The organism is Asaia bogorensis, from assembly GCF_900465345.1.
Classification (GTDB): Bacteria; Pseudomonadota; Alphaproteobacteria; order Acetobacterales; family Acetobacteraceae; genus Asaia; species Asaia bogorensis_A.
On record NZ_UEGO01000031.1, the window covers coordinates 32,328 to 56,329 of the forward strand.

General features: G+C 60.3%; 21 protein-coding genes and 2 tRNA genes. 6 read left to right on the forward strand and 17 right to left on the reverse strand.

Features of this window, described 5'->3' with window-relative positions; translation table 11 throughout:
* Positions 1-106: 106 nt before the first annotated feature.
* The 5 genes from ED655_RS10405 to guaA form a co-directional block, all read right to left on the reverse strand.
* Positions 107-1,042: a plasmid partitioning protein RepB C-terminal domain-containing protein gene (locus ED655_RS10405; protein ID WP_122050100.1), complete on the reverse strand. Its 936-nt coding sequence runs from the start codon at positions 1,040-1,042 to the stop codon at positions 107-109.
* A complete protein-coding gene (locus ED655_RS10410) occupies positions 1,035-1,940 on the reverse strand; it encodes a plasmid partitioning protein RepB C-terminal domain-containing protein (protein WP_122050101.1) in 906 nt (301 codons plus the stop codon). Before ED655_RS10410 ends, ED655_RS10405 begins: the two co-directional genes overlap by 8 nt.
* A complete protein-coding gene (locus ED655_RS10415) occupies positions 1,940-3,508 on the reverse strand; it encodes a recombinase family protein (RefSeq protein WP_277302617.1) in 1,569 nt (522 codons plus the stop codon). Before ED655_RS10415 ends, ED655_RS10410 begins: the two co-directional genes overlap by 1 nt.
* A 178-nt stretch (positions 3,509-3,686) precedes the next feature.
* Positions 3,687-4,019, reverse strand: a complete 333-nt coding sequence (locus tag ED655_RS10425; RefSeq protein ID WP_240993618.1) for an Arm DNA-binding domain-containing protein — start codon at positions 4,017-4,019, stop codon at positions 3,687-3,689.
* Between the two features lie 316 nt (positions 4,020-4,335).
* The gene (gene guaA, locus ED655_RS10430) at positions 4,336-5,931 is read right to left on the reverse strand and encodes a glutamine-hydrolyzing GMP synthase (protein ID WP_122050104.1); all 1,596 of its coding nucleotides are present in this window, start codon (positions 5,929-5,931) and stop codon (positions 4,336-4,338) included.
* Between the two features lie 133 nt (positions 5,932-6,064).
* Between guaA and ED655_RS10435 the strand changes: the two genes are divergently transcribed.
* The 3 genes from ED655_RS10435 to ED655_RS10445 all read left to right on the forward strand — a co-directional run bounded on the left by ED655_RS10435 (position 6,065) and on the right by ED655_RS10445 (position 6,716).
* A complete protein-coding gene (locus tag ED655_RS10435; protein WP_122050313.1) occupies positions 6,065-6,466 on the forward strand; it encodes a hypothetical protein in 402 nt (133 codons plus the stop codon).
* Positions 6,467-6,530: 64 nt separating this feature from the next.
* Positions 6,531-6,607: transfer RNA gene (locus tag ED655_RS10440), tRNA-Arg, on the forward strand.
* A gap of 32 nt (positions 6,608-6,639) precedes the next feature.
* Positions 6,640-6,716, forward strand: a tRNA-Arg gene (locus tag ED655_RS10445).
* A 16-nt stretch (positions 6,717-6,732) separates the two neighbouring features.
* On the opposite strand, the gene ED655_RS10450 is transcribed toward ED655_RS10445, so the two are convergent.
* From ED655_RS10450 to ED655_RS10465, 4 genes are all read right to left on the reverse strand, one after another.
* Positions 6,733-7,539 carry an SDR family NAD(P)-dependent oxidoreductase gene (locus ED655_RS10450; RefSeq protein ID WP_122050105.1) on the reverse strand — a complete coding sequence of 269 codons (807 nt, stop codon included), beginning with the start codon at positions 7,537-7,539 and terminating at the stop codon, positions 6,733-6,735.
* 110 nt (positions 7,540-7,649) lie between these two features.
* Positions 7,650-8,054, reverse strand: coding sequence for a response regulator (locus ED655_RS10455; RefSeq protein WP_122050106.1), 405 nt, complete (start codon positions 8,052-8,054; stop codon positions 7,650-7,652).
* A gap of 78 nt (positions 8,055-8,132) precedes the next feature.
* On the reverse strand, positions 8,133-8,903 hold the full coding sequence (locus tag ED655_RS10460; protein WP_122050107.1) for a trypsin-like serine peptidase: 771 nt from the start codon (positions 8,901-8,903) through the stop codon (positions 8,133-8,135).
* On the reverse strand, positions 8,903-9,421 hold the full coding sequence (locus ED655_RS10465) for a cytidine deaminase (RefSeq protein ID WP_408735670.1): 519 nt from the start codon (positions 9,419-9,421) through the stop codon (positions 8,903-8,905). Before ED655_RS10465 ends, ED655_RS10460 begins: the two co-directional genes overlap by 1 nt.
* Here ED655_RS10465 and lysA point away from each other — a divergent pair.
* From lysA to ED655_RS10480, 3 genes are all read left to right on the forward strand, one after another.
* Positions 9,420-10,721, forward strand: coding sequence for a diaminopimelate decarboxylase (gene lysA / locus ED655_RS10470; RefSeq protein WP_240993619.1), 1,302 nt, complete (start codon positions 9,420-9,422; stop codon positions 10,719-10,721). The two genes, ED655_RS10465 and lysA, sit on opposite strands and share 2 nt — an antisense overlap.
* Positions 10,718-13,423: a DUF4175 domain-containing protein gene (locus ED655_RS10475; protein ID WP_122050110.1), complete on the forward strand. Its 2,706-nt coding sequence runs from the start codon at positions 10,718-10,720 to the stop codon at positions 13,421-13,423. Before lysA ends, ED655_RS10475 begins: the two co-directional genes overlap by 4 nt.
* A 388-nt stretch (positions 13,424-13,811) precedes the next feature.
* Positions 13,812-16,775, forward strand: coding sequence for a TonB-dependent receptor plug domain-containing protein (locus ED655_RS10480; RefSeq protein ID WP_122050111.1), 2,964 nt, complete (start codon positions 13,812-13,814; stop codon positions 16,773-16,775).
* A 118-nt stretch (positions 16,776-16,893) separates the two neighbouring features.
* Here the strand turns inward: ED655_RS10480 and uraH are convergent, their stop codons facing one another.
* The 8 genes from uraH to ED655_RS10515 are packed head-to-tail and all read right to left on the reverse strand — an operon-like array spanning position 16,894 to position 23,887.
* Positions 16,894-17,226: a hydroxyisourate hydrolase gene (gene uraH / locus ED655_RS15590; protein ID WP_162993484.1), complete on the reverse strand. Its 333-nt coding sequence runs from the start codon at positions 17,224-17,226 to the stop codon at positions 16,894-16,896.
* A complete protein-coding gene (gene uraD / locus ED655_RS15595; protein WP_240993620.1) occupies positions 17,223-17,717 on the reverse strand; it encodes a 2-oxo-4-hydroxy-4-carboxy-5-ureidoimidazoline decarboxylase in 495 nt (164 codons plus the stop codon). Before uraD ends, uraH begins: the two co-directional genes overlap by 4 nt.
* Positions 17,714-18,610 carry an allantoinase PuuE gene (gene puuE, locus ED655_RS10490; protein ID WP_122050112.1) on the reverse strand — a complete coding sequence of 299 codons (897 nt, stop codon included), beginning with the start codon at positions 18,608-18,610 and terminating at the stop codon, positions 17,714-17,716. The genes uraD and puuE overlap by 4 nt, the downstream gene beginning before the upstream one ends.
* A 20-nt stretch (positions 18,611-18,630) precedes the next feature.
* Positions 18,631-20,208, reverse strand: a complete 1,578-nt coding sequence (locus ED655_RS10495) for a gamma-glutamyltransferase family protein (RefSeq protein ID WP_122050113.1) — start codon at positions 20,206-20,208, stop codon at positions 18,631-18,633.
* A complete protein-coding gene (locus ED655_RS10500) occupies positions 20,208-21,548 on the reverse strand; it encodes an AtzE family amidohydrolase (RefSeq protein ID WP_122050114.1) in 1,341 nt (446 codons plus the stop codon). The genes ED655_RS10495 and ED655_RS10500 overlap by 1 nt, the downstream gene beginning before the upstream one ends.
* Entirely contained in the window at positions 21,545-21,718 is a 174-nt protein-coding gene (locus ED655_RS10505; protein ID WP_122050115.1) for a DUF4089 domain-containing protein, read from the reverse strand. Before ED655_RS10505 ends, ED655_RS10500 begins: the two co-directional genes overlap by 4 nt.
* On the reverse strand, positions 21,715-23,157 hold the full coding sequence (locus ED655_RS10510) for an NAD(P)-binding domain-containing protein (RefSeq protein WP_122050116.1): 1,443 nt from the start codon (positions 23,155-23,157) through the stop codon (positions 21,715-21,717). The genes ED655_RS10505 and ED655_RS10510 overlap by 4 nt, the downstream gene beginning before the upstream one ends.
* A 1-nt stretch (position 23,158) precedes the next feature.
* Complete coding sequence (locus ED655_RS10515; protein WP_240993621.1) at positions 23,159-23,887, reverse strand: HAD family acid phosphatase; 729 nt, start codon at positions 23,885-23,887, stop codon at positions 23,159-23,161.
* Between the last annotated feature and the right edge of the window lie 115 nt (positions 23,888-24,002).

The window sequence follows — 24,002 nt, forward strand, 5'->3', positions numbered from 1 at the left end:
CTTCATGCGGGTTCGCCGCCATTCCCACCACCATGCTTGATCCGCCCCACGGTGCGGCTTCTCCCATGGTCCCCGCGCTTATCGGGTCCGGGTCCCCATATCTGACTCAGGCGCCCGGCGTTTCCGCGATCGGGCCGAGCGTGTCGATCTCGGCGATCTTCTGAAACTCGCTGAGATAGTCCTGTTGATGGGTCGCCAGCCAGCGAACCACCCGGTTGTTCGCCAGCAGCTTGGCGACATAGCCGCGGGCGACGGTCAGATGCAGATTGTCGATGCCGTAGGTTTCCTCGACCGACTTCACCTGGGTCTGGAGCGCCGCCAACTCGCGTTCCATGCGGGCGATCTGCTGGCCCGAGGGCGTTGGCTTGCCTCCCCCTTTTCCTTTGCGGGTGGCGGCGAGTTGGTTCTCGGACGTCGCCGCACGCAGCGCACGCGCAAACATCACGGTGAAATTGTTCTGGCCGATCATCAGGTCTGCGGCTTCGATCTGCCTGACTGACGTCATCTGGCGCAGGATGTCGAACACCTTCATCGAACACGGCGTATCCTTCAGCATCTCGGCCGCCTCGGGGCTGATCCCTTCCAGGAGCCGGAAACGCCGCAGCACGGACTCAACCTGAAGGTTCAATGCGGTGGCAATGTCGGTCGATGACACGCCTCGGTCCATTGCCCGCACGATCATCCGATGCTCCTGGATCGGCGGGATGCGATTGACGCGCTTGTTGTAGGTGTAGGTGTCGTCGTCAGCTGCAAGCAGGCACTCGACCTCGGAGATCCCGAGTTCCTTGAGCGCCTCAAGCCGCAGATGACCATCGAGGAGAAACCAGGTTCCGGCATTCTTTTCGTCTGCCATGACGACGGGCGCTTCGATCAGGCCGATCGCTTTGATCGAACTCAGCACCTGCGAATAGGATCGGCTCTCCCTGGCGCCGGGCGGCAACGTCTTCAGGGGCACGATTGCCGCGACGGGGATCGTCAGAAAATCGCGGTCGAAGCCAAAATGGATACGGCCGTCATCCCGATCCTTCGGTTCTTCAGTCATGACCGTCTCCCGACACACGGACCTTGAGCGCGCGTGGCATGGTCGCCAGCCCCTCCGCCCTCAACAGATTGATGAAACCGTCATTGCCGAGCAGATCCTTCAGCGCCTCGACGACGAACAGCAGCCGGGTCTGGGTGAAGTCCGACTTTTTGACCAGCAGACGCTGCTTTTCCGCCTCCCGCTGATAGACCTGCATGAGATCGGCGGCCGTCATGCGACGGACGCCGGTGCCCTTTCGGCCCAACCGCCCGACAGGCAATCCACCCTTGCGCTGGCTGCGCATCCGCATTTCCAGCAGACGTCGAACCGCGGCGAGTTTCTTGCCCCGAAGCTTGCCGGTCTCATAGGCGTCGAGGAGCAGGTTCTGCGCCTCTTCCGTTTCGGCTTTGGAAATCTCCATTGCCAAGGTGATCGGAATGAGCCCGGTTTCGACGGCGGACACCAGCCGTTCCTCGCCACGCTCGAGTAGCGACGCGATCATGTTCACCCAGGATGCCCCGACACCGATCTTCTCCGCGATGGCAGCATCGTTGAAGCCACGAGATCGTAGCGCGCCGATCTCCTTCATGAGGTCGATGGGCCGCGGCGTGCGCCGGGCGATATTCTCGACCAGGCTCATGACGAGGCACTCGCTTTCGCTGGCCTCGATCACCACGGCCGGAATCTCGGTCTGACCAAGCATCTGAAAGGCTTCCAACCGGCCCTCACCACAGACGAGATCATATCTCGGCCCGCCTGCGCCATCGCGGCGGCTCACCGTGATCGGCCTCTTCAAGCCGATGGCTTCGATGTTGTTCACGATCTCCCGATGCTGGCGCCTGTTGCGTGCGCGAGGGTTCAGAACCGTGATCCGGGAGATAGGGATCATTTCGATCTTGTTCGGTCGAACAGCAGGCATCAGGCGGCCTCCCCAAGAGGAACAGGCGCGGCGATGTCATAGAGAAGCTCAAGGTCGTCGAAGCGGTAGGCATCGAGCGCGAGCGCATTCTCCTCTCCTAGCCGCAGCTTTTCGGAGAGCATGTCAATGCGGGGGAACAGATAGAAGTCGAACGGCACGCGATTGGCTCTATCCATCCGCGCGACAATCGTGATGTCGGGCGCGAGCGAGGTATCGAAGTGCAGGTTCCACCGAAGGAGCCCGGTCGGCGTCTCGATGCACCGCGCGATCACCAACGAGACGCTGAACTCACTGTTGACGACTATCCGGTCGGCCTCGAGATCCTGCCAGGCATCGCTGCCCGTTGCCCGCAATCCATCGAGCACCTCACGAAGAATGCCGGGATGGAGCTTTCGCAGTTCGCGGTTGATTTCAACGTAGCGATAATCGCGATCCGGCGTGAAGCCCACGAGACCGTAGGCGCGAAGCAGGCTGCCAAAGCGGGAGCTGTAGGCGCTGCTGGACGGCATCCCATCGGATTCGTCGATGACGATGCCGGAGAGCAAACCTTTTTGCTGATAAAGCGCCCTCAGAGATTGCAGCATCTCTTCATCGCTCAGCCGGAAGGAGCGCACACCGATGATGGTCCTGGCCGCCTCGAACAGTTCGCGTTCAATGACGGCCCCAAACGCATCCTGTGCTCTGATCCACATACCGGGATCGTTCCGGACGCGCTTCTTCTTCAGCTTGAAAGAGCGGCGGTTCCATACGTTGTCGCCGACATATTTCTCGTTGATGAGAATCTGGTGGACGGTTCCCCTGGTCCAGGGTCGTCCAAGGTCGGTGGAAATACCCCGTCTGTTGAGATCGGCCGCGATCTCGCTCTCGCTATACCCTTGATGGACGAACGCCCGGTAGATTTCGCGAACCAGATCGACCTCCTCGGCCGGGCCGAGTGTCAGGATCACGCGGTCAGTCTGGAGACTCTTTTGCTCGCCCCGTTCAAGACATCCCTTGATAGCGCCGTGCTCATCGATGAGCGTTCGCCGTAGTCCAAAACCCGCCGGGCCTCCCTGACGATACCCTTTCTCGATCAGGCGCCCCTGGCCGGCGAAAACCTTGACGGAAAGCTCACGGCTATATTCCCCGGCCATGGCGCTCTTCACGCCCTTGATGATGGCCGCGATCGGGCTTCCGTCATTCTCGAACTGTTCGGCGCAGTATTGGACACGAACGCCGGCGCGCTTGCAGATATATTCGTAGTAGGCGCTTTCGTCGGTGTCCTGGAAGCGCCCCCAGCGGCTCACGTCGTAGACGAGGATCATCTCAAAGTCGGCGCGGCCTTCCACGACGTCCGCGATCAGCCGCTTGAACGCATCACGGCCATCGACGCTGAGCCCGCTCTTTCCTTCGTCGGCGTAGGTACAGACGATCTCGATTCCGCGCGCCTCGGCATAGTGCTTGATCGCGTCGGATTGGTTTTCCGTCGAATACTTCTGATGATCCGTCGACATGCGGACGTATTCGGCAGCCCGAAGAGGACGTTCGGGCTGCTCTGACCGCTCATTATCGTAATCTCTCCGGCTCATCACATTACGCCTCACGAACTTGCCTGCGGCGGTCCGGGCGACCTACCGCCGCAGCGCATGACGGGGCTCTGCCGTCACTCCGCACTGGAACAGTTTAGCTGCGGAGAAAACGGAAGATGTTGCCGAAAACGGGCAGGAAATTACCCCTATGGACAGGCGTTCTTGGCGGACGCGAAGTCTATGCGCGGACCATCGCTGAGCTGCTACGCAAAGAGCATGGCGACAGTCGCCGCGCGATTAAGCAGCTCATGCGCCAGACGGACGCAAGCGAGCGAGCCTCAGAAATCGCGCGCTTGGCATCAATCAGCTTCTCACGCGCCCGGGCCAGAGACAGACCCGCCGGGCCATAACGACCCAACGTCAAGGTCTCCCGACGGCCGTTGAGCCGGTAGTCCAAGCGGAACACGATTGAACCCGAAGGTTGGACCACGACGTACATACCGTCACGATCCACAATCTTGTATAATTTATCTTTTGGTTTCAGTGCCTTGATGGCGGTGTCGGTCAGCATCTGCATCCTCCAGATCGGTCAAAAAATGCAGGAGAGCACCCAACTATACCGTCAGGCCAAAATTGGGCCACCTGACAGGCCTTTATTCAGCATTTCCAAGTGTTTATGCAAAAAATATACCGTCAGAAGCTCTCTTACCCCTGACGGTATATGCGTTTTCCGGTTGAGACAAGACGCGCCATACCGCCAGCCATACCGTCAAACGGGAGGCTAGCTCGGCGATAGATGCTGAAAGTCTCAGAGAGATTTTTTCAGTATTTTCATTAGCTTATGTCGTATTATAGCGTGATTTCGGATACGCCCGGAGGGGCAAAAATCATTCCCACTCAATCGTGCCCGGCGGCTTAGACGTGATGTCGTAGGTGACGCGGTTGATGCCACGCACTTCGTTGACGATGCGGCCTGCGACACGGTTCAGGAAGCCGAAATCAAAGGGGTAGACCTCAGCGGTCATGCCGTCCGTGCTGGTTACGGCGCGCAGGGCACAGGCCTGATCGTAGGTGCGGCCGTCACCCATCACACCCACGGTGCGGACCGGAAGCAGCACGGCAAACGCCTGCCAGATGGCGTCATAAAGCCCGGCATTGCGGATTTCTTCCAGATAGATCGAATCCACCTTGCGCAGCAGATCGAGCTTTTCGCGGTCGATTGCGCCCGGAATACGGATTGCAAGGCCCGGCCCAGGGAAGGGATGACGCCCGACAATGGCTTCTGGAATACCGAGTTCGCGACCCAGGGCGCGCACCTCGTCCTTGAACAGCTCGCGCAGGGGCTCGACCAGCTTCATGTTCATGCGGTCAGGCAGACCGCCGACATTATGATGCGACTTGATGGTGACCGAAGGACCGCCGGTGAAGCTGACAGACTCAATCACATCCGGATAAAGCGTGCCTTGCGCAAGGAACTGTGCGCCGCCCAGCTTCGTGGCCTCTTCCTCGAACACCTCGATAAACAGACGCCCGATGGTCTTGCGCTTCACCTCCGGGTCCGTAACCCCAGCCAGGGCGTTCAGAAAGAGATCAGACGCATCGCGATGAACAAGGCTGATGTTGAAACGGCCACGGAAAGTCTTGACCACTTCATCCGCTTCGCCCGCGCGCAAAATGCCCGGATCGACGAAAATGCAGGTGAGCTGGTCGCCAATGGCGTCATGGATCAGCTTCGCCGCCACGGAGGAGTCAACGCCCCCTGACAGACCACAGATCACTCGACCAGAGCCTACCTGCTCTCGGATACGGGCAATTTCGAGGTCACGGAAGCCGGCCATGGTCCAGGTGCCCTTGCAACCGGCAACCTCATGCGTGAAGTTCTTGATCAGCGCGGCACCATGCGGGGTGTGCACCACTTCCGGATGGAACTGCACACCATAGAGGCGACGCCCCTCATCGGCGATGATGGCAAACGGTGCCCCTTCCGACCACGCAACAGCGCGGAAACCGGGCGGAAGCGCCGTGACGCGATCACCGTGGCTCATCCAGACCTGCTCACGATGGCCGCGCGACCAGGCACCACGGAACAGGGCACAATCTTCGGCAATCTCGATGTGAGCCCGACCGAATTCACGGTGCTCATGGGTTTCAACCTTGCCGCCGAGGCGCGCGCACATGGCCTGCTGGCCATAGCAGATACCCAGCACGGGAACGTTGAGGTCAAACACGACATCGGGGATCTGCGGTGCGTTGTCGTCATGAACACTGGCCGGGCTGCCAGAGAGGATGATGCCACGCGGGTAGAAACCGCGGATCTTCTCTTCTGTCGCGGTGAAAGGCCAGATTTCGCAATAGACGCCACTCTCACGCACGCGTCGGGCAATGAGCTGCGTGACCTGACTGCCGAAATCGAGGATCAGGATGCGATCTTCATGAAGCTGCAGGTCGAGGTTATCGGCGTTTTGCGGGGCGGTGTCGGTCATGGCGCTCTTTCAACACGTCGTGCATGGGCAAGTTCTGTGGGCATCGTATAGGATGTTCGTCGTGCATCGTCATCCCAAACGACGCGTTATGCCCGCCTAAATGTCACCATTCCTTCATTCAGACGAGACCGATATGTCGTATCCCCGCTTTCGCCCCCTGCCCTGCGCGGCACTCCTTGGTGTGATCGGGGCGCTTTCGGCCTGCTCCTCCCCTCAATCCCCGAGCAAGGACCCGGTCGGTCTCTGGACGGGAGCACTTGTCACCGATGAAGGAAGCTGCCCGACCAATACGGACTCGACCTTGCAGATTGGCACCAAAGCCATCAGCTTCACGCCCGGCGATAACGCACTCGTTCTGAAGGGTGTACGTGGGGCCGACCCGCACCACTATCATGCGCAGCTCGATCTCAAGGATGCGCAGGGCAAACCCTACAGCATCGTGTTCAATGGGTATCCTGTCGGCAATGCCATCGGGGGCATCTATGGTGCACCGACATGTCGCGCCCATATCGTCATGACCCGCCCAAATCATTGATTGAAAAAAATTCTTTTTCCCTCTTGCGGGGTTGGGAAACTCACAGTAGAACCCGCCCCACGACGCACCCGTAGCTCAATTGGATAGAGCACCAGACTACGAATCTGGGGGTTAGAGGTTCGAGTCCTTTCGGGTGCGCCAGTATACAACGTGACCAGTCAAATGATCACTACGCACCCGTAGCTCAATTGGATAGAGCACCAGACTACGAATCTGGGGGTTAGAGGTTCGAGTCCTTTCGGGTGCGCCATACTCCAAATAAAAAATCAACGCCCGCCGGAAACCGTCAACACGGTCCCAGTGATATAACGCGCATGATCCGATGCCAGGAAAAACACCGCATCGGCGATATCACCCGGCTCGGCAACCATTCCCATCGGTACAACGGCACTCGCCCGCCGGCGCATGTCATCCGTGATGTGAGCGGTGCGTGTCATGCCGGGCGCGACAGCAACCACCCGAAGCCCATCAGCTGCGACCTCATTTGATAGCCCGATCGTAAGGCTCTCGATTGCGCCTTTTGTCGTCGCCAGCGGCACATGCCCCGGTACGCCTCCAAGGCGCGCTGCGATGGATGAGATATTGATGATAACCCCGCCCATGCCGCCAGCCTTGATGGACATATGGCGCACGGCCTCGGCACTTACGAGCATCGTGCCGAGGATATTGGTGTCAATTACCTCTTCAATCTCTGGCGGTGTCGCGTCGGTGAGCACAGTTGTTCGTCCCGTTATACCTGCATTATTGACGACCACACCTACACGCCCCAGCGTTTTGATGGTCTCGGCAAAAGCATCAGCAATCGCATCCGCACAGCGTATGTCGAGTTGCAGCGCCAGGACCGAGCACCCAGCCCGGACGAGGGATTGCACCAGGCCTTGCGCCGCCAGATGATCATGGGCGTATGTGAAGGCTACGCGCCGTCCGGCCATTGCGAAGCGCTGGACAATCGCCCGGCCAATTCCACGCGAGCCACCTGTCACGAGCACGGCGCCCGGTAAGGCGTCAGACTGATCGAAGCACTGCTCGACAGTATCCGAAGCGCCCGGATCTGTCTTTTCAAGATTGTCCATTACGAGGTCCCGTTATTGTTTTTATTGTTCGGGATTGCCTTGTCGGCATGAAAACGAGCGGTTTTTCTATTCGCCCCCAAGTAATGTGGTGGTGATGGTGACGCCGGGCCTTAATGCACCAACTTTGCCAGCGCCGCACAAACGTCGCTCTCAAGAAAAGGCTTGGAAACAAAGAGGCTGCGCGGTGGTAATGAAAAGCTATCCGGCGCCTTGCGGCCTGAAGTCAGGACAAACGCCACATCCGGACGCGTCCTTGACAGGTGATGACCAAGATCGAGTCCAGTCATCGCGCTCGGCATTTCGAAATCGGAGAAAACGGCGCGAATATGGGGGTTCTTGCGCAGCACTGCAAGCGCTTCATCAGCGTCTTCGGCAGAGATCACGTTGTAACCAGCCTGCTCGATCATTTCCGAGACATAGAGACGCAGCAACACCTGATCCTCTACAACCAGAACGGTCGGAGCAGCGCCGCCCTGCGAAGCATTGACGGGTTTCAGGGATGAACTCGCGAACATGATTTCTATGTCTCCTGAGAGCCTTGAGCCATATCAACGAGAATTGAGGACTATAGTTTTCAGAATGACACTCGCGTTCTACCTAACGGTTTTGTTAACAATCAATTCGTTAGCGAAACCGGCTGCCGTACCCCCCTGTCCTTCGTGCGCCGTCACATCAATACCGGCAATGGCCCAGACGGCCCCCTCCCGAACCAGCAGCGGCGCGCCACTTGCACCATGGGTCGCCGCACAATCGTGGTCGATCAATTGGCCTCGCACACGAATCACGTGGCAGTCCATGTCACCCATAGCAAGTTCCATGCGGTCCTGCTGATACCCGCCCAGCATCGCAGTCTGACCCGGCGTTGCCTCCATGATCGGCAGCAAATCCTGCGATTTCATGAGAGGCTGATCCAGTATGACGGTCGCATGATCGGCCTGGCTGGTGCGCAGCGGGTGAAACGGATCGTAGCTCGGGGGAATGATGAACTTCACCCCTCGCGCCGTAGCGCGCCACGCCCCTGTGTCATAACCAAGCATGAAATGCACACTGGAAGGCTGTACGAAATTGGCCGCCTCATCACGCCACAGGCAATGAGCCGCTGTCATGATGACAGAGGGTGCAACGAGAAATCCGGTACATTTCACGCCAAGTTCGGTCTGCACACGTCCGAGAATACGCCAGGGCGTCCGGTTAACATCAACAACATGTCGCGTGCCCGAACCGACACCTACCAGGGGGGATTTCTGCGGTCCTGCCGCCAGGGCCGCCCCCGGCAAGATGCAAGCCAGCGCCGCAAGGGCGACGCACGAGAACAGCTTGCTGCAAACCCCGTAACGCGCCACCCACCCTGTTGCGGCCTTCATCACGCTGTTCCGCCTGACACCTCATCCGTGCTCTGCGCAAGATGATCGGGCCCGAAAGACCACGGAAGCAGGGCTTCGAGCGTTGTCTCAAGCAGGATCTTACCTTCCGTGTTGACGATCTTGATGGCCAGATCCGGCGCGCCAAATTCGCGCAATCTCTGGCGACAGCCCCCGCACGGGGTGCAGGGCGCTTCACCTGACCCGACAATCACGATCTCGTCGATCCGGCGCCCACCGGCCATGACCATTGCGGCAATCGCCCCCGCCTCCGCGCAACTTCCCTGGGGATAGGCCGCGTTTTCCACATTACACCCGGCATGGATCACCCCCTCGCAGCGCAACGCAGCGCCGACATGGAAGCGCGAATAGGGTGCATAGGCTCGCTTGCGCGCGGCCAGGGCCGCCTCGATCAGGTCCCTGCTCATCAAATATCCTTCTCCCTTGCATAATCGCAGCTTGGAAGCCGCAGATTGCCCTTGTAGTCTGTCATTCATGACACGCCACGACCCTGATATCATGAACCTTCTCGCCTCTCGCCCCTCGTTGCATATGGATGGGCAGGATGGTCTGCTGTTTGAGGGGGTTCCCCTCCAGACGATAGCAAGCGCGGTTGGCACACCATGCTGGGTCACGGGTGCTGGGACGCTCAGACGGCGTACCCGCAATCTCAGGAAAGCCTTCACCGAGCGTGGCCTCGACATATCGCTGCATTATGCGCTCAAGGCCAATGACCATCTCGCGACCCTGACCGTTCTGCATCAGGAGGGTTGTGGTGCCGATGTCGTGAGCGGTGGCGAGTTGCGCCGCGCTCTTGCCGCCGGAATTAGCCCATCGCAGATCGTGTTCTCCGGTGTCGGCAAGACAGATGCCGAGCTCATGCTCGCCCTGCAGGAAGATATCGGCCAGATCAATGTGGAGAGCGTGGAGGAGCTAAGGCGCCTTTCGCATCTTGCGCGTGCTTCCAGCCTCACCGCCCGGGTGGCCCTGCGCGTCAATCCGCATATCGATGCGGAAACCCACGACAAGATCAGCACGGGGCGACTGGGCGACAAGTTCGGAATCGACTGGGCCGATGTCCCGGCCCTCTACCGCGAAGCCAGCACCCTGCCGGGTATCGATATTCGCGGACTGGCGACGCATATTGGTAGCCAGATACTGTCGCCTGCCCCGTTCAAGGCCGCCTATGCCCGTATCGCCGAGATGGTGGTCGGTCTGCGCAACGAAGGTCTGAGCGTTTCGGTGGTGGATTGTGGCGGTGGTCTGGGTGTGCGCTATCGTGACGAACTCGCTCCCCCCCCGGCCGCGCTCGCCGGGGCAATTGCCGAGACACTGGGCCATCTGGATCTGAAGCTCGCCATTGAGCCCGGTCGCTGGATCGCAGCACCGGCCGGCGTTCTTCTGGCCTCGGTGATCGATCTCAAAGCCCAGCGCGAGGGTATTTCGGACTTCGTGATCGTGGATGCGGCGATGAACGATCTGGCGCGCCCAAGCCTTTACGGGGCCTGGCACGGCATCATCCCGCTTGCGCCCGATCTTGCCTATGCTGAAACGGCCCCCCAGACCGTCGTAGGGCCCGTTTGCGAGTCGAGTGACGTTCTTGCCAAGGACAGGCTTCTGCCTGCTGTACGCACGGGCGATCAGATCGCTATTCTCGATACGGGTGCCTATGGCGCCGTCATGAGCTCGACCTATAATAGTCGCCCCCTCGCCGCACAGGTCATGATTGAAAATGGCCAATGGCAGGTCGTGCGCAAGCGGCAACGGGTCGAGGCGCTCTGGGGTGATGACAGCATACCGGAGTGGCTGGATAGCGAATGAGCATGGCGCCGCCCGCACCGTCCTCCGGCTCCAGCCTTACGCTCGAAATACGCGTCCACAAAGCGCGTCATCGAGCAAGACGTGTGCTCTGGCTCGAATCTGCCTGGTCTGCCGTCCAGCGGCCTCTGGCGCTCGTAGGTGCCTACGCCATATCGGGGTTGCTGCGCCTTCCGCAGTCTTTGCCAGACACGCTGCACGCCTTTCTGCTGGCGGGCATTGCAGGAGGGGCCATCGCCCTCGCTGCGCGCAATCTGACGCGTTTGCCCCCGCCCTCACCCGCCCTCATAGACAGGCGCATCGAGCGGGCTTCCGGGTTATCGCATCAGCCTCTCGCCGCACTTGATGACTATCCGGCTGATGGCGAGGAAACCGCCCTGTGGCGCGTGCATATGGCTCGTCTGCGCGGCAGCGTTGGGCGGTTGCGCACGGGCTGGCCACAACTGATCTGGACCACTGGCCGAAAATTCGGTTGGGCGGGATTCGGAATCTGCGTGATCGCGACACTCGCCCTATCGGGTCCGGCGGCACCCTCGCGGCTCGAGGCCGCCTTCCTGCCGGGCGTGGATGATATCGATGTCCCGTTGCCGCAGATCGAGGCCTGGGTCGACATGCCGGATTATGCCCCCGGTGCGCCTGTTTTCCTGACGAACACCACCACGCCGCCGCGCCTTCCGCAGGATGCAAAACTCACCATTCATGTGACTGGCGCACGCTCGGGGCCCCATCTTCTGGGTATCGAAACAAGCGATGTCGCCGCGAAGCAACTCGATTCCGGGAGCTGGAGCTTCACCGCCAAACTCGCTCATAGCGGCAGGATTTCTGTTCGCTCGCGTGGCCGGACGCTTGGCGAATGGCAATTCGAGATCGACCCCGACCTCGCCCCCGAGGTTGCGTGGACATCACCACCGGCGCCTGCAAAAGACGGCGCTGATCTCGCCATGCCCTGGCGGGTTGCTCAGGCACATGGCGTAGCGGGGCTACAGGCAGAAATCACACTCAGGGCCGATCCGGACAAGCCTGCGCTCAATGTACCCATTCCTCTCAGAGGGGTGCCCAACAAGGCAGACGGCACGTTCCAGAGCGACCTCACCGCTTCGCTATGGGCGGGAGAGGCTGTCGCGCTGCGGCTCAAGGCCACGAGCCGCAGCGGGAGGACAGCCTACAGCAAATCCGAGACGGTGACGCTCCCTGTGAGGGTTTTTCACGATCCTGCAGCCCGCGCCCTGGTGAGCCTGAGGCATCGTTTCGGGCTCGACCGCGAAACTGTCGCACAGACCGCCGATGAGCTGAGAGCAATTGCGAGCGCATTGCCGCTGCAGGAGAAAGGCAGCATCCTCGCGCTTCTCTATGCCGCCGCCCAGCTTGAGGATCAGGATTCCGACAGAGCCAGAGAGAACACGATCGGGCTCACCTGGGCTGTCGCGCTATATCTTGAGGACCTCCGCAACACGGACCGCGACACGGCCCAGGCCAATCTGGAGATTCGCGCGGCGCAGAAGGCCGTACAGGACCAGATCGCTCATATGCGTGCGCTGGGCCCTGCCGGACATAGCGAGGCCGAGCAGCAGGAACTCGCCTCACGCATGAAAACCCTGCGCGAGGCCCTGAGCCGACGCATGCAGGCCCTGATGCAACGCAGCATGCAGCTTGGCACGGTCATTCCTGATATCGGCGAGTCACCCGCTGATGGGTCGGACCCGGTATCGCGGCTCATGCGCCGCCTTCAATCGGATGCGGCCAATGGCAATGCCGACCAGGCGATCAAAAGGCTGGACGACCTCTCGCGAATGGCCGAGCGTATGCGCACGGCCACCCCAGAGGACCTGGCGCAGATCGCCCAGCAGCTTCAGGCGCAGGCACAGGCGCGAGCCCAGAAAGCGACCCTGCATGATCTCGTCAAACGTGAAACCACCTTGCTCGACCATGCCCAGTCCCGCCTGAACCCTGGCCAGCGCGCCGCGCACGAGGCCATGCTGAACCAGAATGCCCCGGGGCAGGATGTCAGTGCCATGTCCACCGCTGAGTTACTCAAGCGTCTCGGGATGGCTCCGCCGCCGGACATGGATGAGGCAACGCCCCCGGCCCAGCCGCCATCTCTTTCACCAGAAGAAATTGCGCTGCAGCACGAAGAGAGGCGCAACGATCACGCTGTCCAGCGTGCCCTGCAAATGGTGGCCCGTCTGCTCAATGACGACATCAAGGGCTTGACCGGCAAGACGATGCCGGGCCTGACCAAGGCCGATCAGGACATGAAGGCGGCGCGTGCAGCCCTGGCCTCAGCACAGGACGGACCTGCTGAAATCGCCATACGCAAGGTGCTCAAGGATCTTGCCGAAGCCGGCCAGCAAATGAGCGAGGCACAAAAAGGCAAGAACCATGGCGGTGGACCGCTTGCCTTGCTGCCTACAATGGGAAGCTCGGGCCACGCGCAGGGTGGCAAGGACAAGAGAGGCCAGAGCCAGGCTGATAGCGACGATGACGATAACGGAGACGGCCAGTCCGGTGACAAGAGCGACCGCGATCCCCTCGGCCGCAAAACCGGCAAGGGCCATTCCGGCGCTGACACGGACGGCACAGTGCCGGAAGCAGACAGCCGCGAGAAAGCCAGGGAAATCGAGCGCGAGCTTCGCCGACGTGATGCAGATCGGACACGCCCCCAGAGCGAGCTCGACTATCTGGACAAGCTGCTGAAATCCTACTGAGCCACACGAGCAGCGTTTCCCGAATGCGCGCATCGCCCGGCGCTGCAAATGGTTGCGCCAGCCAGCGCTATCCCGGCAGGTCCTTAATGAAATCTGAAGGTTAAGGGATATTCTCGCCGAGTCGCGCGATGCTGATGCCGATCGCCTGTCTTGCCAGCTCGTATACCTGCCCGCCTATGCAAAGCATCCGACCAAACCTTATCGGCTACCTCACCCCTCGAGCGATGAACCGGGGTCAGGTCGCCGTTGTGGCAACAAAACGATGCAATTTTGCAACATGACCCAAGTGGTTTTCAGCAACGTAACGTCACAGAACGATAACGACCTTGCAATAAAAAGATAGAAAACGCAGCCTCGTGAAACCAAGTTATTCCGAGGGCAAACTTTAATGAAAATCGTTAATTTTCAGAGACGAGGGCGATTGCTGCTGGGCGCGGCCATTATTCTCTCCCCTGTCGTAACAAGTGTCGCAGCCCATTCGCAGACGGCTGCAGCGACCACCCATCATCGCAAGCCCGCCAGACACAGCACGACTCGCAAGACCACCACTCGTCCGGTCAACGGACCGCAGCTCGGCGCTCAGACAGCACCTGCAGCCACGATGGTCCCGACCCGCTCGCAGAACGCCCTGCGCAACGTTGCCCCCGCAAACACCGTTTCCTTCGCACAGGGCGGCAAGTCTGAAGAACTGATCGTTGTCGGTTCGGCACTGACCACGGCCAATAATACCAGTGCCAATCCGGTACAGATCGTCACGTCCAAGCAGATCCAGCAAACAGGTGCGACGAACCTTAACGACTTCCTGTCGCGTCTGCCTTCAATCGGCGCCAGCGGAACGAGCAATAGCAATACCAATGGCGGCAACGGGGCGTCCTGCGTCGATTTGCGCAACCTGGGCCAGAACCGCGTCCTCGTTCTTGTCGACGGCAAGCGCACGACGCCGAACGGCAATAGCAACTGTATCGACCTCAACACCATCCCGGTACAGATGGTGCAGTCGATCGAAATCCTGAAGGATGGTGGCTCGGAACTCTACGGTGCCGACGCTGTATCGGGCGTCCTCAACATCAAGTTACGCCATGATCTGAACACAGGGTCCGTCACTATTCGCGGCGGCATCACTGGCCATGGTGACAACCGCACAGGCATGATTTCCGCCATGAAGGGCTGGAACTTCGATCATGACAAGGGCAACCTGACCCTTGGCGGGAGCTATATGACTCAGGGTGGCGTGACACAGCGCGATCGCTCCTGGTCCAGTGTCCCCCTTGGGGCCGTAGGCGCTTATCCTACCAACCCGAACCTGCAGGTTGGTTCAATCATCACACCCGGCGGTACGTATTTCGGCAGCGAGAACACTTATGTTGGCAATCTCGATAACGGTTCGCTGAGCCCCTATAGCAAAAGCAAGCGCTACAACTACGCTCAGAACCAGTGGCTTGTGAATGCACTGCAGGATTCCACCCTTTCAGGAGATCTGCATTACGAGTTCAATCGCCACTTCGACGTTTATTCCAACGTCCTTTACGCGCACCGCACATCGAAAACCCAGCTCGCCCCTGAGCCGGCAATCGGCAGCGTTCCCCCCTCGCCCCTACCGAACGGCATCATTCTGCCGTCGGGTTATCCCGGCAATACGGCGGGAGAGGATCTTCAGCTGTACCGTCGTCTGAACGAGTTCGGACCGCGCACCAATAATAATGCAAGTGATACTGTCACCGGCATGGTCGGCATGCGTGGCGATATCGTCCATGACTGGAAGTACGACCTGTCTTACACCTACGGTGCCAGCCAGGTGACGAACGAACTGCAGGGCGTCGGAGACTACTCCAAGCTTCTCCAGGAATGGGGACTGGAGCCCTATGCTGACCCGAACGACCCGAACGGCGCTCTGGTCTATAATCCGAATTCCTGCGCAGGTTCGCCAGGCTGCGTACAGTCCAACGCCTTCACGCGCCTCTCGCCGGGCGCCGTGCAATACGCCAATTATACGACGTATCAGCACACCATGTATCAGCTCCGTGACCTGAACCTGCGCATCCACAATAACCATCTCGTTCATATGCCCTGGAAGGGCGGTGGCGACTTTGGTGTAGCGCTGGGTATGGAGCATCGTGGCGAACAGCTGACCAATAACCCTGACCCGCTCGTTGTAAGCGGCTACTCCCTGACCAATACGGTAGAGCCCACCTCAGGTGGCTTCAACGTGACGGAAGGCTATATCCAGGGTCATGCGCAGCTCCTCAAGGACGTTGCCTTCGCTAAGGATCTGTCGATCGACGGCCAGGGCCGTTACTCGTCGTACAACACCTTCGGTGGAGCCAAGAACTGGAAGGCAGGCATCGATTGGGCGCCCACGCGCGATATCCGTTTCCGTGGCACGATCGGCACCTCTTTCCGTCAGCCAAATGTGTATGAGCTCTATGGCGGTGTGGGTCTGAGCTATGTCTCGGCTTCCGACCCCTGCGCCGGCGCCACCAGCCCTGGCCTTATTGCCAACTGCATCAAGGGCGGCGTAGCCAACCCCCAGAACTTCAATTCAGCCAATTCGGGCCAGGTTCCAACCTTGCAGGGCGGCAACGTGGCCCTGCGTCCTGAGACGGGTCGTACCTATACATTTGGTACCGTGCTCACGCCGCGCTGGATTCCTGGTCTCGCAGCCTCGGTAACGTACTGGCACTACACGATCGGTGGGCTTATTGGCTCGCTGCCAACACAGTACATCCTCAATCAGTGCTACGAAGGCGGCGTACAATCGTACTGCAACTCGATCAATCGCCTTTCAAATGGGCAGATCAACACCGTTTCGGCGCTCGATCAGAACCTGGGTAATCTGCTCACCAGCGGTATCGACTTCGACCTGAATTATCGCTGGAGAGTGACACATCACGACTCCTTCATTGTCGACAACAACTTCCAGCAGCTGGTCAAGTACAAGCAGCAGCAGCAGCCTGGTGGCGCGTATCTGAACCAGACAGGCGCCCTGTTCTATCAGAGTGGTGTCGGTCAGCCACGTGTGCGCGACTACGCCACTCTTACATGGCAGCATGATGCGTTCCGAATTTCCTACATGTTCCAGTATATCGGCGGCATGAACTGGAATGACGGATCAGCTTTCCTCAGTGAGGAAAACCCTGCTGCCAATGCCCGTATCAAGACACCTGCGATGGTCCAGCAGGATATCTCGATCGGTTATGCTTGGAAGCGCTGGAACTTCGAAGGTGGCGTGCAGAACATCGCCGGCAAGAACCCGCCTTTCGTTCTCAACGCAGCCTCGAACTCGGCTGATACCACCTATAACGGCTTCTATCTCGGCCGTTACATCTTCCTGCAGGCTGGTCTGAACTTCTGATCACCCCAGACGCTGAGCCCTGCTCCGCGTCATGGAGGAAAACGACAAAAAAGGGAGAAGGGCCGGCGCCTTTCTCCCTTTTTTCATGCGCATACCGCGCCAACCAACATGACGCGTGTCAACTTCCGCGATAGGTCGAATAACCGAAGGGCGAGACCAGTAGCGGCACATGGTAATGGCCGGTCCCCGTCATGCCAAAATCGATCTGCACCACATCCAGAAAAGGCGGCTCAGGCAGATCATGCCCACGCCCCCTGAAATAGGTCGCCACGTCGAAGCGAAGCACATAGGCACCTGCCCCAACCGCAATATCCTTGAGGCCGGGACAGCGGCCGTCCTCGTTCGTCACACCGGAAAAGAGCACGCGATCATCATGAAGCAGAGTGATCGTCATACCCTGTGCGGGCACGCCCCCTGCCGTATCGAGAACATGGGTGGAAAGGCTGGTCATGATGCTGTCCTGTCCTTGAGTCTGAGCAATGCAATCTGGTCGATCTGACCGAGCGCCTCAGCGAGTTCCTCCTGCGGTGACTGCGCCAGCCGACGTTCGATCTCCTGACGCATACGCTCCTTGGTGGCCTGTCGGACACAGATGACGAAAGGCATGTCGAAACGCGCCTGATAGGCCTCGTTCAGGGCACGAAAGGCGATGAATTCAGCCTCGCTCAACCTGTCGAGACCCGCCCCTTCCTGCTCAGCGGCCGAGAGCCTGCCCAGATCGGGGTCCACGCCGAATTTGCGTGCGAGCTCCGGATGGGCCTTGACCAGCGCTTTCTGCCTGTCGTGCCCGGCATCGCGTATGATCTGCGATGTTGCGGCGATCATGGCCTCCGGGCCTGAAAAGGGCGCCTGCGGCCACGCCGCAGCCACGATCCAGGGCGTGTGCTCGTAAATATCGCCATAGGCCGATACGAATTCTTCCCGAGTGTTCGCGGTGATCATGCGGGGTGATGCTCCTGCCAGTGACGGGCGATATCGAGCCGTGTCGCAACCCATGCATCCTGATGGGCCTGCACATGGGCGATGAAACGTTTGAGCGCCAGCGCACGGGCGGGCCGGCCTGCAAGGCGACAATGCAGGCCGACAGACATCATGCGCCCGCCCTCCTGATACAGCATGTCGAACGTGTCACGCAGATAACGGAAGAACTGCTCGCCTTCGGTAAAGCCATTGAGCGCAACGAGCTTCATGTCGTTCACGTCGAGCGTGTAAGGCACGATCAGCTGCGCCCGGCCATAGCGACGGTCGTAATAGGGCAGATCATCGGCATAGGAGTCGGCATCGTAAACGAAGCAGCCCTCCTCGGCGACAATCCGCGCCGTGTTCGGGCTGGTACGCCCCTGATACCAGCCCAGCGGGGCCTCTCCCGTGACCTCTTCATGCAGCCTGATGGCTTCACGGATATGCTCACGCTCGATTGCTTCAGGGATGTCCTGATAATCGACCCATCGATAGCCGTGAGACGCAATCTCCCAGCCCGCCTGCTTCATGGCCGCGACAGCATCGGGATTGCGGGCAAGGGCCATTGCCACACCGAAAACCGTAAGGGGCAGGCCCGCCTCGGTGAAAAGCCGGTGGAGACGCCAGAAGCCGGCGCGAGAGCCATATTCATACAGGCTTTCCATCTGCATGCAGCGCGCACCGGTGATCGAACGGGTACCGACCATTTCGGACAGAAAGGCCTCGGAACCGGCATCGCCATGCAGAACGTTGTTTTCGGCGCCTTCCTCGTAATTCAGAACGAACTGGACGGCGATGCGGGCGCCGCCCGGCCATGCAGCCTCGGGGGGATTGGCACCATAGCCCAGCAGGTCGCGTGGATATGCCTGTGTCATGCCTGTTCGTTCTCTCCCATTCAAAGCGCTGCCACGCCGCCATCGCTGCGCGGGTCGGTGGCCCCTTCCATTGTGCCATCCTCATAGCGCCGAATGGCCCCGGCATGACCCATTGCCGTGGCAAATGGCGTCAGACTCTCGACGTCGTGACCAAGCGCGCTCAGCCCGTCTAGGATTTCCGGGCCAAAGCGCGTTTCCATCTTGAGCGTTGTGGTGGTTTCGCCCCAGGTGCGGCCCAGAAGCCAGCGCGGCGCCGTGATCGATTCCTGAAGGCTCAATCCGGCAATGACGTTGCGCGCCACGATGGCCGCCTGGGTCTGCGGCTGCCCCTCGCCGCCCATCGTGCCATAGGCCAGCAAGCTCCCATCATTGAGCGCGGCCATGGCGGGGTTGAGCGTGTGAAAAGGCTTGCGCCCCGGCACGAGGCTACGCAGACGCCCGGGCACGAGGTCGAAGCTGGCCCCGCGATTCTGCCATACCAAGCCGCTCTCCGGCAGCACGATGCCCGAGCCGAATTCGAAATAAAGGCTCTGGATCATGCTGACGGCCCAGCCCTGCGAGTCCATCACGCCAAACCACGTGGTGTCGCCCTGCTGGGTCTGATGAGGCCAGGGTGTCGCTCGGGTCAGATCGATGGAGGCCGCCATATCATCCAAAGCAGCCTGATCGGACAAAAGCGCCTGTGGGGAGGTTTCCATGATGGCAGGATCGGCAATCACACGATCACGCCAGATGAAGGCGGCCTTCGTCGCCTCAACCCAGCGATGAATGTCGTCAACCGTATCAGCCCCGGTCACGCCCAGTCGTTCGGCCAGAGCCAGAATCAACAGGGAAGCCGCGCCCTGCGTTGGTGCGACCATGTTGAAGAAACGACCGTGATGCAGTGTGGTCTCAAGCGGCTTCGTCAGGAGCGCTTCATGGTGATTGAGGTCGTCGCGGCTGACCGGCGAACCGCAGGCCGCAAGATCGGCAGCGATCTGATCGGCCAGCTTGCCATGATAAAAATCGCCAAGACCGGCATTGGCGAGACGTCGCAATGTGCGCGCCAGCGCCGGATTGCTGTGCACGGCGCCCGCAATTGGCATATCGCCTTGTGGCAGGAACAGGCCGCTGAAATTGGGCATGTAGCTCAACACGTCCAGATGGGCCGCCATGAGCCCGGCCATGCTCTCCGTGACCACCATGCCACTCTCGGCGTGATCGATGGCGTCGGCCAGCAATGTCGAGATAGGTAACGCCCCTCCCGCATAGGCAAGCGCTCGCGACCAGCCCGCAACCGTACCGGCAACCGTGTTGGCTGCTAGCCCGCCACGCCAGGGCACAGTGTCACATTCCGCATAGAGTTCGGGTGTCGCGTTCTGGGCGAGCCTGCCACAGGCATCAATGGCCACCGTCTCGCCATCAGGGCGGCGAATAAGCCAGAAGCCATCTCCCCCAAGGCCGGTCATATGCGGGTAAACCACAGACAGGGTTGCGGCCACGGCCACGGCTGCCTCGACCGCGTTGCCTCCCGCCTTGAGAATGTCCCTCCCCGCCTGCGCCGCAAGATGATGCGGGGCGGTAACCATTCCCTTGCGGGAGCGTGCGCTGAAAAGCATCAATCCTCCAGAATACGGGCGCGAGCGACGCCAGCGCGTTCCAGCGCCTCACCGAGCGCAACAAGACGATCTTCCCGCCCCGGCTGCGCCACGAGCTGGACGCCAAGCGGCATCCCGCTGCCGACATTCGTGTCGATGGCTAGAGGCACTGTCAGGACAGGGAAACCGGCCAGAGTCAGGGGCTGGGTATAGAGGCCGAGATTGGCACGAGCGGAAACCGGTTGACCACCAATTTCGATGACGGGCATGTCAATCTGCGGGGCGGGGCCGACCACGGCGGGTGCAACCAGAATATCCGCCTCCAGAAAGGCCTCATGCATACGCTCACGAAACCAGTGGCGGATCTTGTGCGCCCTGAAAACATGCGGCGCCGGTACAAGAGCTCCTGCGAGCAGGCGATCACGCACCGCCGGGTCATACCGTTCCGGGCTATGACGCAGGCGATCGAGATGCAGGCCTGCCCCTTCGGATGCGCTGATGACAAATGCCGCGGCACGCGCCGTTGCGACCTCTGGCAGAACGATCTCGCTGCGTATCGACAGGGCCGTGCAGAAAGCCGCAAGGGCCGCTTCCATCTCCGGCGACATATCCTGGGCAAACCAGCCGCCGAGCCGCGCCATTTTCAGCCCTGCAACCTCTACCTGCGCCAGTGATGACCCGCTCAGCACCTCCACCACCACACGCATATCGGCAGCGCTGGCGGTGAAAGGCCCAACCGTATCGAGACTGGCGACAAAAGGATAAGACCCCGATACCGGCAGCATGCCCTGCGTGGCACGCAGGCCCCACACGCCACAAAGCGATGCCGGCACACGGATCGAGCCATTCGTGTCGGAGCCGAGGGAGAGCGGGAAATATCCCGCAGCGACGCCTGCCGCCGACCCACCGGAAGACCCCCCGGCGAGACGCGCGCTGTCATGCGGGTTTTTCGTCATGCCATAATGGGCATTGTCTGTCGCAAAACCGTAGGCAAATTCATCCATATTGGTCGTGGCGAGCGGTATGGCACCAGCCTCGATCAGCCTGCTGACCAGCAGCGCGTCACAATCGGCCGGCGCTTCGCCAGCCAGAACCTCCGACCCAGCCGTAGTGACCAGACCTTGCACATCAAAAAGATCCTTGATGCCAAAAGGCACCCCTGCCAGCGGTCCGGGGTCGATCCCCTCGGCCACAAGAGCATCGATCCGGCGTGCCTGATCGAGCGCCCGCTCGGACAAAAGGCGCGTGACGGCATTGATGGTGCCATCGCGCCTGGTGACACGGTCCAGGCAGCTCTCGATCAGGCCGAAGGCGCTGCGTTCGCTCGACCTGACAGCGCGCGCAATCTCGGTAGCGTTCATGGATGATACTCGAAAGCGGGCTCCGTGCGCTCGGGCAGATCGAGCGAAAGGACAAGCTTCTGGTAGCGCGCGAGCATGACGAGGTTTTCCAGCACGCCGGGCTGGCAATCAACCGGAATCGTCAGATCGAGCGCAGCCGCACGCGCATTGAGCGTGGCCTCATCAATCATGCCTGCTCCTCACCCTCCCGACCGAGACTGACGAGTTCCTCCGCGTCATAGGCGAGCAGACTTTCGAGATGCTTTTCACCGTCCTGAACGAACAGATCACAGGCAATCGAGCGGGCCAGACGGTCCACGCCATAGCGCATGCCGCTGATCGACGCGCCCGAAAGCCCCATGCTCGGCGTCGCCGCAAAGGTGAAGTTATAGATCGCCCCCAGCATGGCAGCATCAGGATGCGCAGGGTCGCGCGGCAGGAACTGGCTCTGCGGTCCAAGATAGGGATAGGAGTCCAGAACGGCGCTTTCCTCACCCTCGGGGGCCTCGAAACGATCGCGCCACAGCGCGACGTTTCCGGCAAAGGAGGCAGTTTCCGGACGCTTGCTGAAATCGATCACGAATCCGGTGCCGATAATCAGGAAGTCAAATTCCATCGTCCCATGAGGCGTGTCGACGGTAATGGTCTCACCCTCGCAGCGCGCGCCCAGCCAAGGCGTATCGCCATGGAAACTGAACCCGTCATGACGGCTGCAACGCCAGAACGTATCCTGCGGCGGCGGCTGGTTGAGGTCGAAGATACGACGCATGAAGCGCCAGCGCGTCAGATCGGGCAGCGCCGGGAAATGGGCCAGGAACCCGGCATTTTCCATCCAGCGATAAGGGTTGATGCGCGGCAGGGTCTTGCGGCGTATGCAGACGGAAACCGAACTGGCACCGGCTTCCAGCGCGGTCGCTGCATTATCGAAGGCGGAGGCCCCACCGCCGAGCACACCGACACGCTTGCCACGCAACGCCTCGAAGTCGATCGGCTGATGCGTATGGGCGTAGAGATGGCTGGGAACCGCCTCGCGTATGAATTCCGGCACATGCCATGACCCGCTGCCCTCAATGCCGGTCGCCAGCACGAGGCGGCGTGCCCAGACGTGAGAGATCTCTCCTTCCTGCGAGCGGAACTGAAGATGCAGCAAGCCATCCTGCCAGACGACATCGACCAGTTCACGGTCATGCTCTACAGGCAGGGCAAGCGTTTCCTCATACCAGTCGAGATAAGCCTGCCAGTCGCGCCGGTCGATCTTGCCCAGCGACTCCCATGCATCCTTGCCATAACGCGCCTCAAACCAGCTTCGCGGTGTCAGTGAGGGGATGCCGAGATCAGGGCCAGTCACATGTTTGGGCGTACGCAGCGTGATCATACGGGCAAAAGTAATCCAGGGTCCCGCCTGCCCTTTTTTTGCGCGCTCGAATACCCGAACGTTATGCACGCCTATGCGACGAAGCGCGAAAGAGGTCGAGAGACCTCCCTGCCCGCCACCGATCACCGCAACATCAAGTACCGGCTCGCCATGATGGGTCAGCGTGGACGAGACCCAGGGACCCGACGCATAGGCAATTTTCTGAAGATCCTCATGAACCCGGTCAGCGAGGTCACGGAGCGCTTTGTTCTGCATTTCAGGGCACCCGGTAAAATGGATTGGGAAGGAGAAAACCACGGTCGGCATGGCCGCCCGCGAGATCGGAGGGCTGATCACCGATATTGGCGATAATGTGATAACCCTTTTGTTCAATCTCGCTTCGGGCCGCCGCCTTGTAGTCGGAGGCTGATGGCGTATGACTGCCCTCCGGCCTGAGCACGAGACCCGACCATCCGGCATAACCGGCGGCGCCGAGATTACGCGCCGTGTCGGTACGCTCGTTCTCACTGCGCCCGGTCACGAAAAACACGGACACGCCACGCTGTTGGGCCATACGATAAAGAGCGAGGGTGGAGGGAAAGGCCTGCGCCTTGGCGCTCATTTCCCAGGCCATCACGCCGCACGGCCCCTTGGGCAGGAGATCGCACTGACCATCATGGAAATAAGCGAAATGATTGGCCTGTATCTCAGGCCAGTTGGAAAGCGATGTCTCGTCGATATCCAGGACAATCGCAGGCTTGCCCACATGTGCCGCACGCAGACGAACCCACTCCGATGCCTCCTCGATCACGTTGGCGAACTCACGATCATAGGCCCCGCTGTCGTGGTAGGCGGTGGCCGCAATCTCTGCATCGCCTACATTAGCCGGGGCCGCATGGGCAGCGCCCGCTGCCGTAACCCCGAGCATGGCGGCAAGCGCCAATGCGTGCCCGAAACGGTTCGAGCGCCGGCGTGAAACGGAAAGGACGATAGACCGATAATTCATGGAAGGCGGCGCTCCTGTGAAGCCAAGATACAATCGCATCATCTTCACAGCTGTAGAGACCCCTCACAAGACCGTAACGCCGGGGCATGTCCTTGCCTCAAACAATCGTTTTTCA

Bases quoted from the DNA above. Each gene is read 5' to 3' on its own strand.
- ED655_RS10510 (WP_122050116.1), bottom strand. From the start codon at position 23,157: ATGCAGAACAAAGCGCTCCGTGACCTCGCTGACCGGGTTCATGAGGAT.
- ED655_RS10480 (WP_122050111.1), top strand. From the start codon at position 13,812: ATGAAAATCGTTAATTTTCAGAGACGAGGGCGATTGCTGCTGGGCGCG.
- ED655_RS10455 (WP_122050106.1), bottom strand. From the start codon at position 8,054: ATGTTCGCGAGTTCATCCCTGAAACCCGTCAATGCTTCGCAGGGCGGC.
- ED655_RS10495 (WP_122050113.1), bottom strand. From the start codon at position 20,208: ATGCTTTTCAGCGCACGCTCCCGCAAGGGAATGGTTACCGCCCCGCAT.
- guaA (WP_122050104.1), bottom strand. From the start codon at position 5,931: ATGACCGACACCGCCCCGCAAAACGCCGATAACCTCGACCTGCAGCTT.
- ED655_RS10505 (WP_122050115.1), bottom strand. From the start codon at position 21,718: ATGATTGATGAGGCCACGCTCAATGCGCGTGCGGCTGCGCTCGATCTG.
- ED655_RS10500 (WP_122050114.1), bottom strand. From the start codon at position 21,548: ATGAACGCTACCGAGATTGCGCGCGCTGTCAGGTCGAGCGAACGCAGC.
- ED655_RS10475 (WP_122050110.1), top strand. From the start codon at position 10,718: ATGAGCATGGCGCCGCCCGCACCGTCCTCCGGCTCCAGCCTTACGCTC.
- lysA (WP_240993619.1), top strand. From the start codon at position 9,420: ATGAACCTTCTCGCCTCTCGCCCCTCGTTGCATATGGATGGGCAGGAT.
- ED655_RS10410 (WP_122050101.1), bottom strand. From the start codon at position 1,940: ATGCCTGCTGTTCGACCGAACAAGATCGAAATGATCCCTATCTCCCGG.
- ED655_RS10450 (WP_122050105.1), bottom strand. From the start codon at position 7,539: ATGGACAATCTTGAAAAGACAGATCCGGGCGCTTCGGATACTGTCGAG.
- ED655_RS10405 (WP_122050100.1), bottom strand. From the start codon at position 1,042: ATGACTGAAGAACCGAAGGATCGGGATGACGGCCGTATCCATTTTGGC.
- ED655_RS10435 (WP_122050313.1), top strand. From the start codon at position 6,065: ATGTCGTATCCCCGCTTTCGCCCCCTGCCCTGCGCGGCACTCCTTGGT.
- uraD (WP_240993620.1), bottom strand. From the start codon at position 17,717: ATGATCACCGCGAACACTCGGGAAGAATTCGTATCGGCCTATGGCGAT.
- ED655_RS10460 (WP_122050107.1), bottom strand. From the start codon at position 8,903: ATGAAGGCCGCAACAGGGTGGGTGGCGCGTTACGGGGTTTGCAGCAAG.
- uraH (WP_162993484.1), bottom strand. From the start codon at position 17,226: ATGACCAGCCTTTCCACCCATGTTCTCGATACGGCAGGGGGCGTGCCC.
- ED655_RS10515 (WP_240993621.1), bottom strand. From the start codon at position 23,887: ATGAATTATCGGTCTATCGTCCTTTCCGTTTCACGCCGGCGCTCGAAC.
- ED655_RS10415 (WP_277302617.1), bottom strand. From the start codon at position 3,508: ATGAGCCGGAGAGATTACGATAATGAGCGGTCAGAGCAGCCCGAACGT.
- ED655_RS10425 (WP_240993618.1), bottom strand. From the start codon at position 4,019: ATGCTGACCGACACCGCCATCAAGGCACTGAAACCAAAAGATAAATTA.
- puuE (WP_122050112.1), bottom strand. From the start codon at position 18,610: ATGACACAGGCATATCCACGCGACCTGCTGGGCTATGGTGCCAATCCC.
- ED655_RS10465 (WP_408735670.1), bottom strand. From the start codon at position 9,421: ATGATATCAGGGTCGTGGCGTGTCATGAATGACAGACTACAAGGGCAA.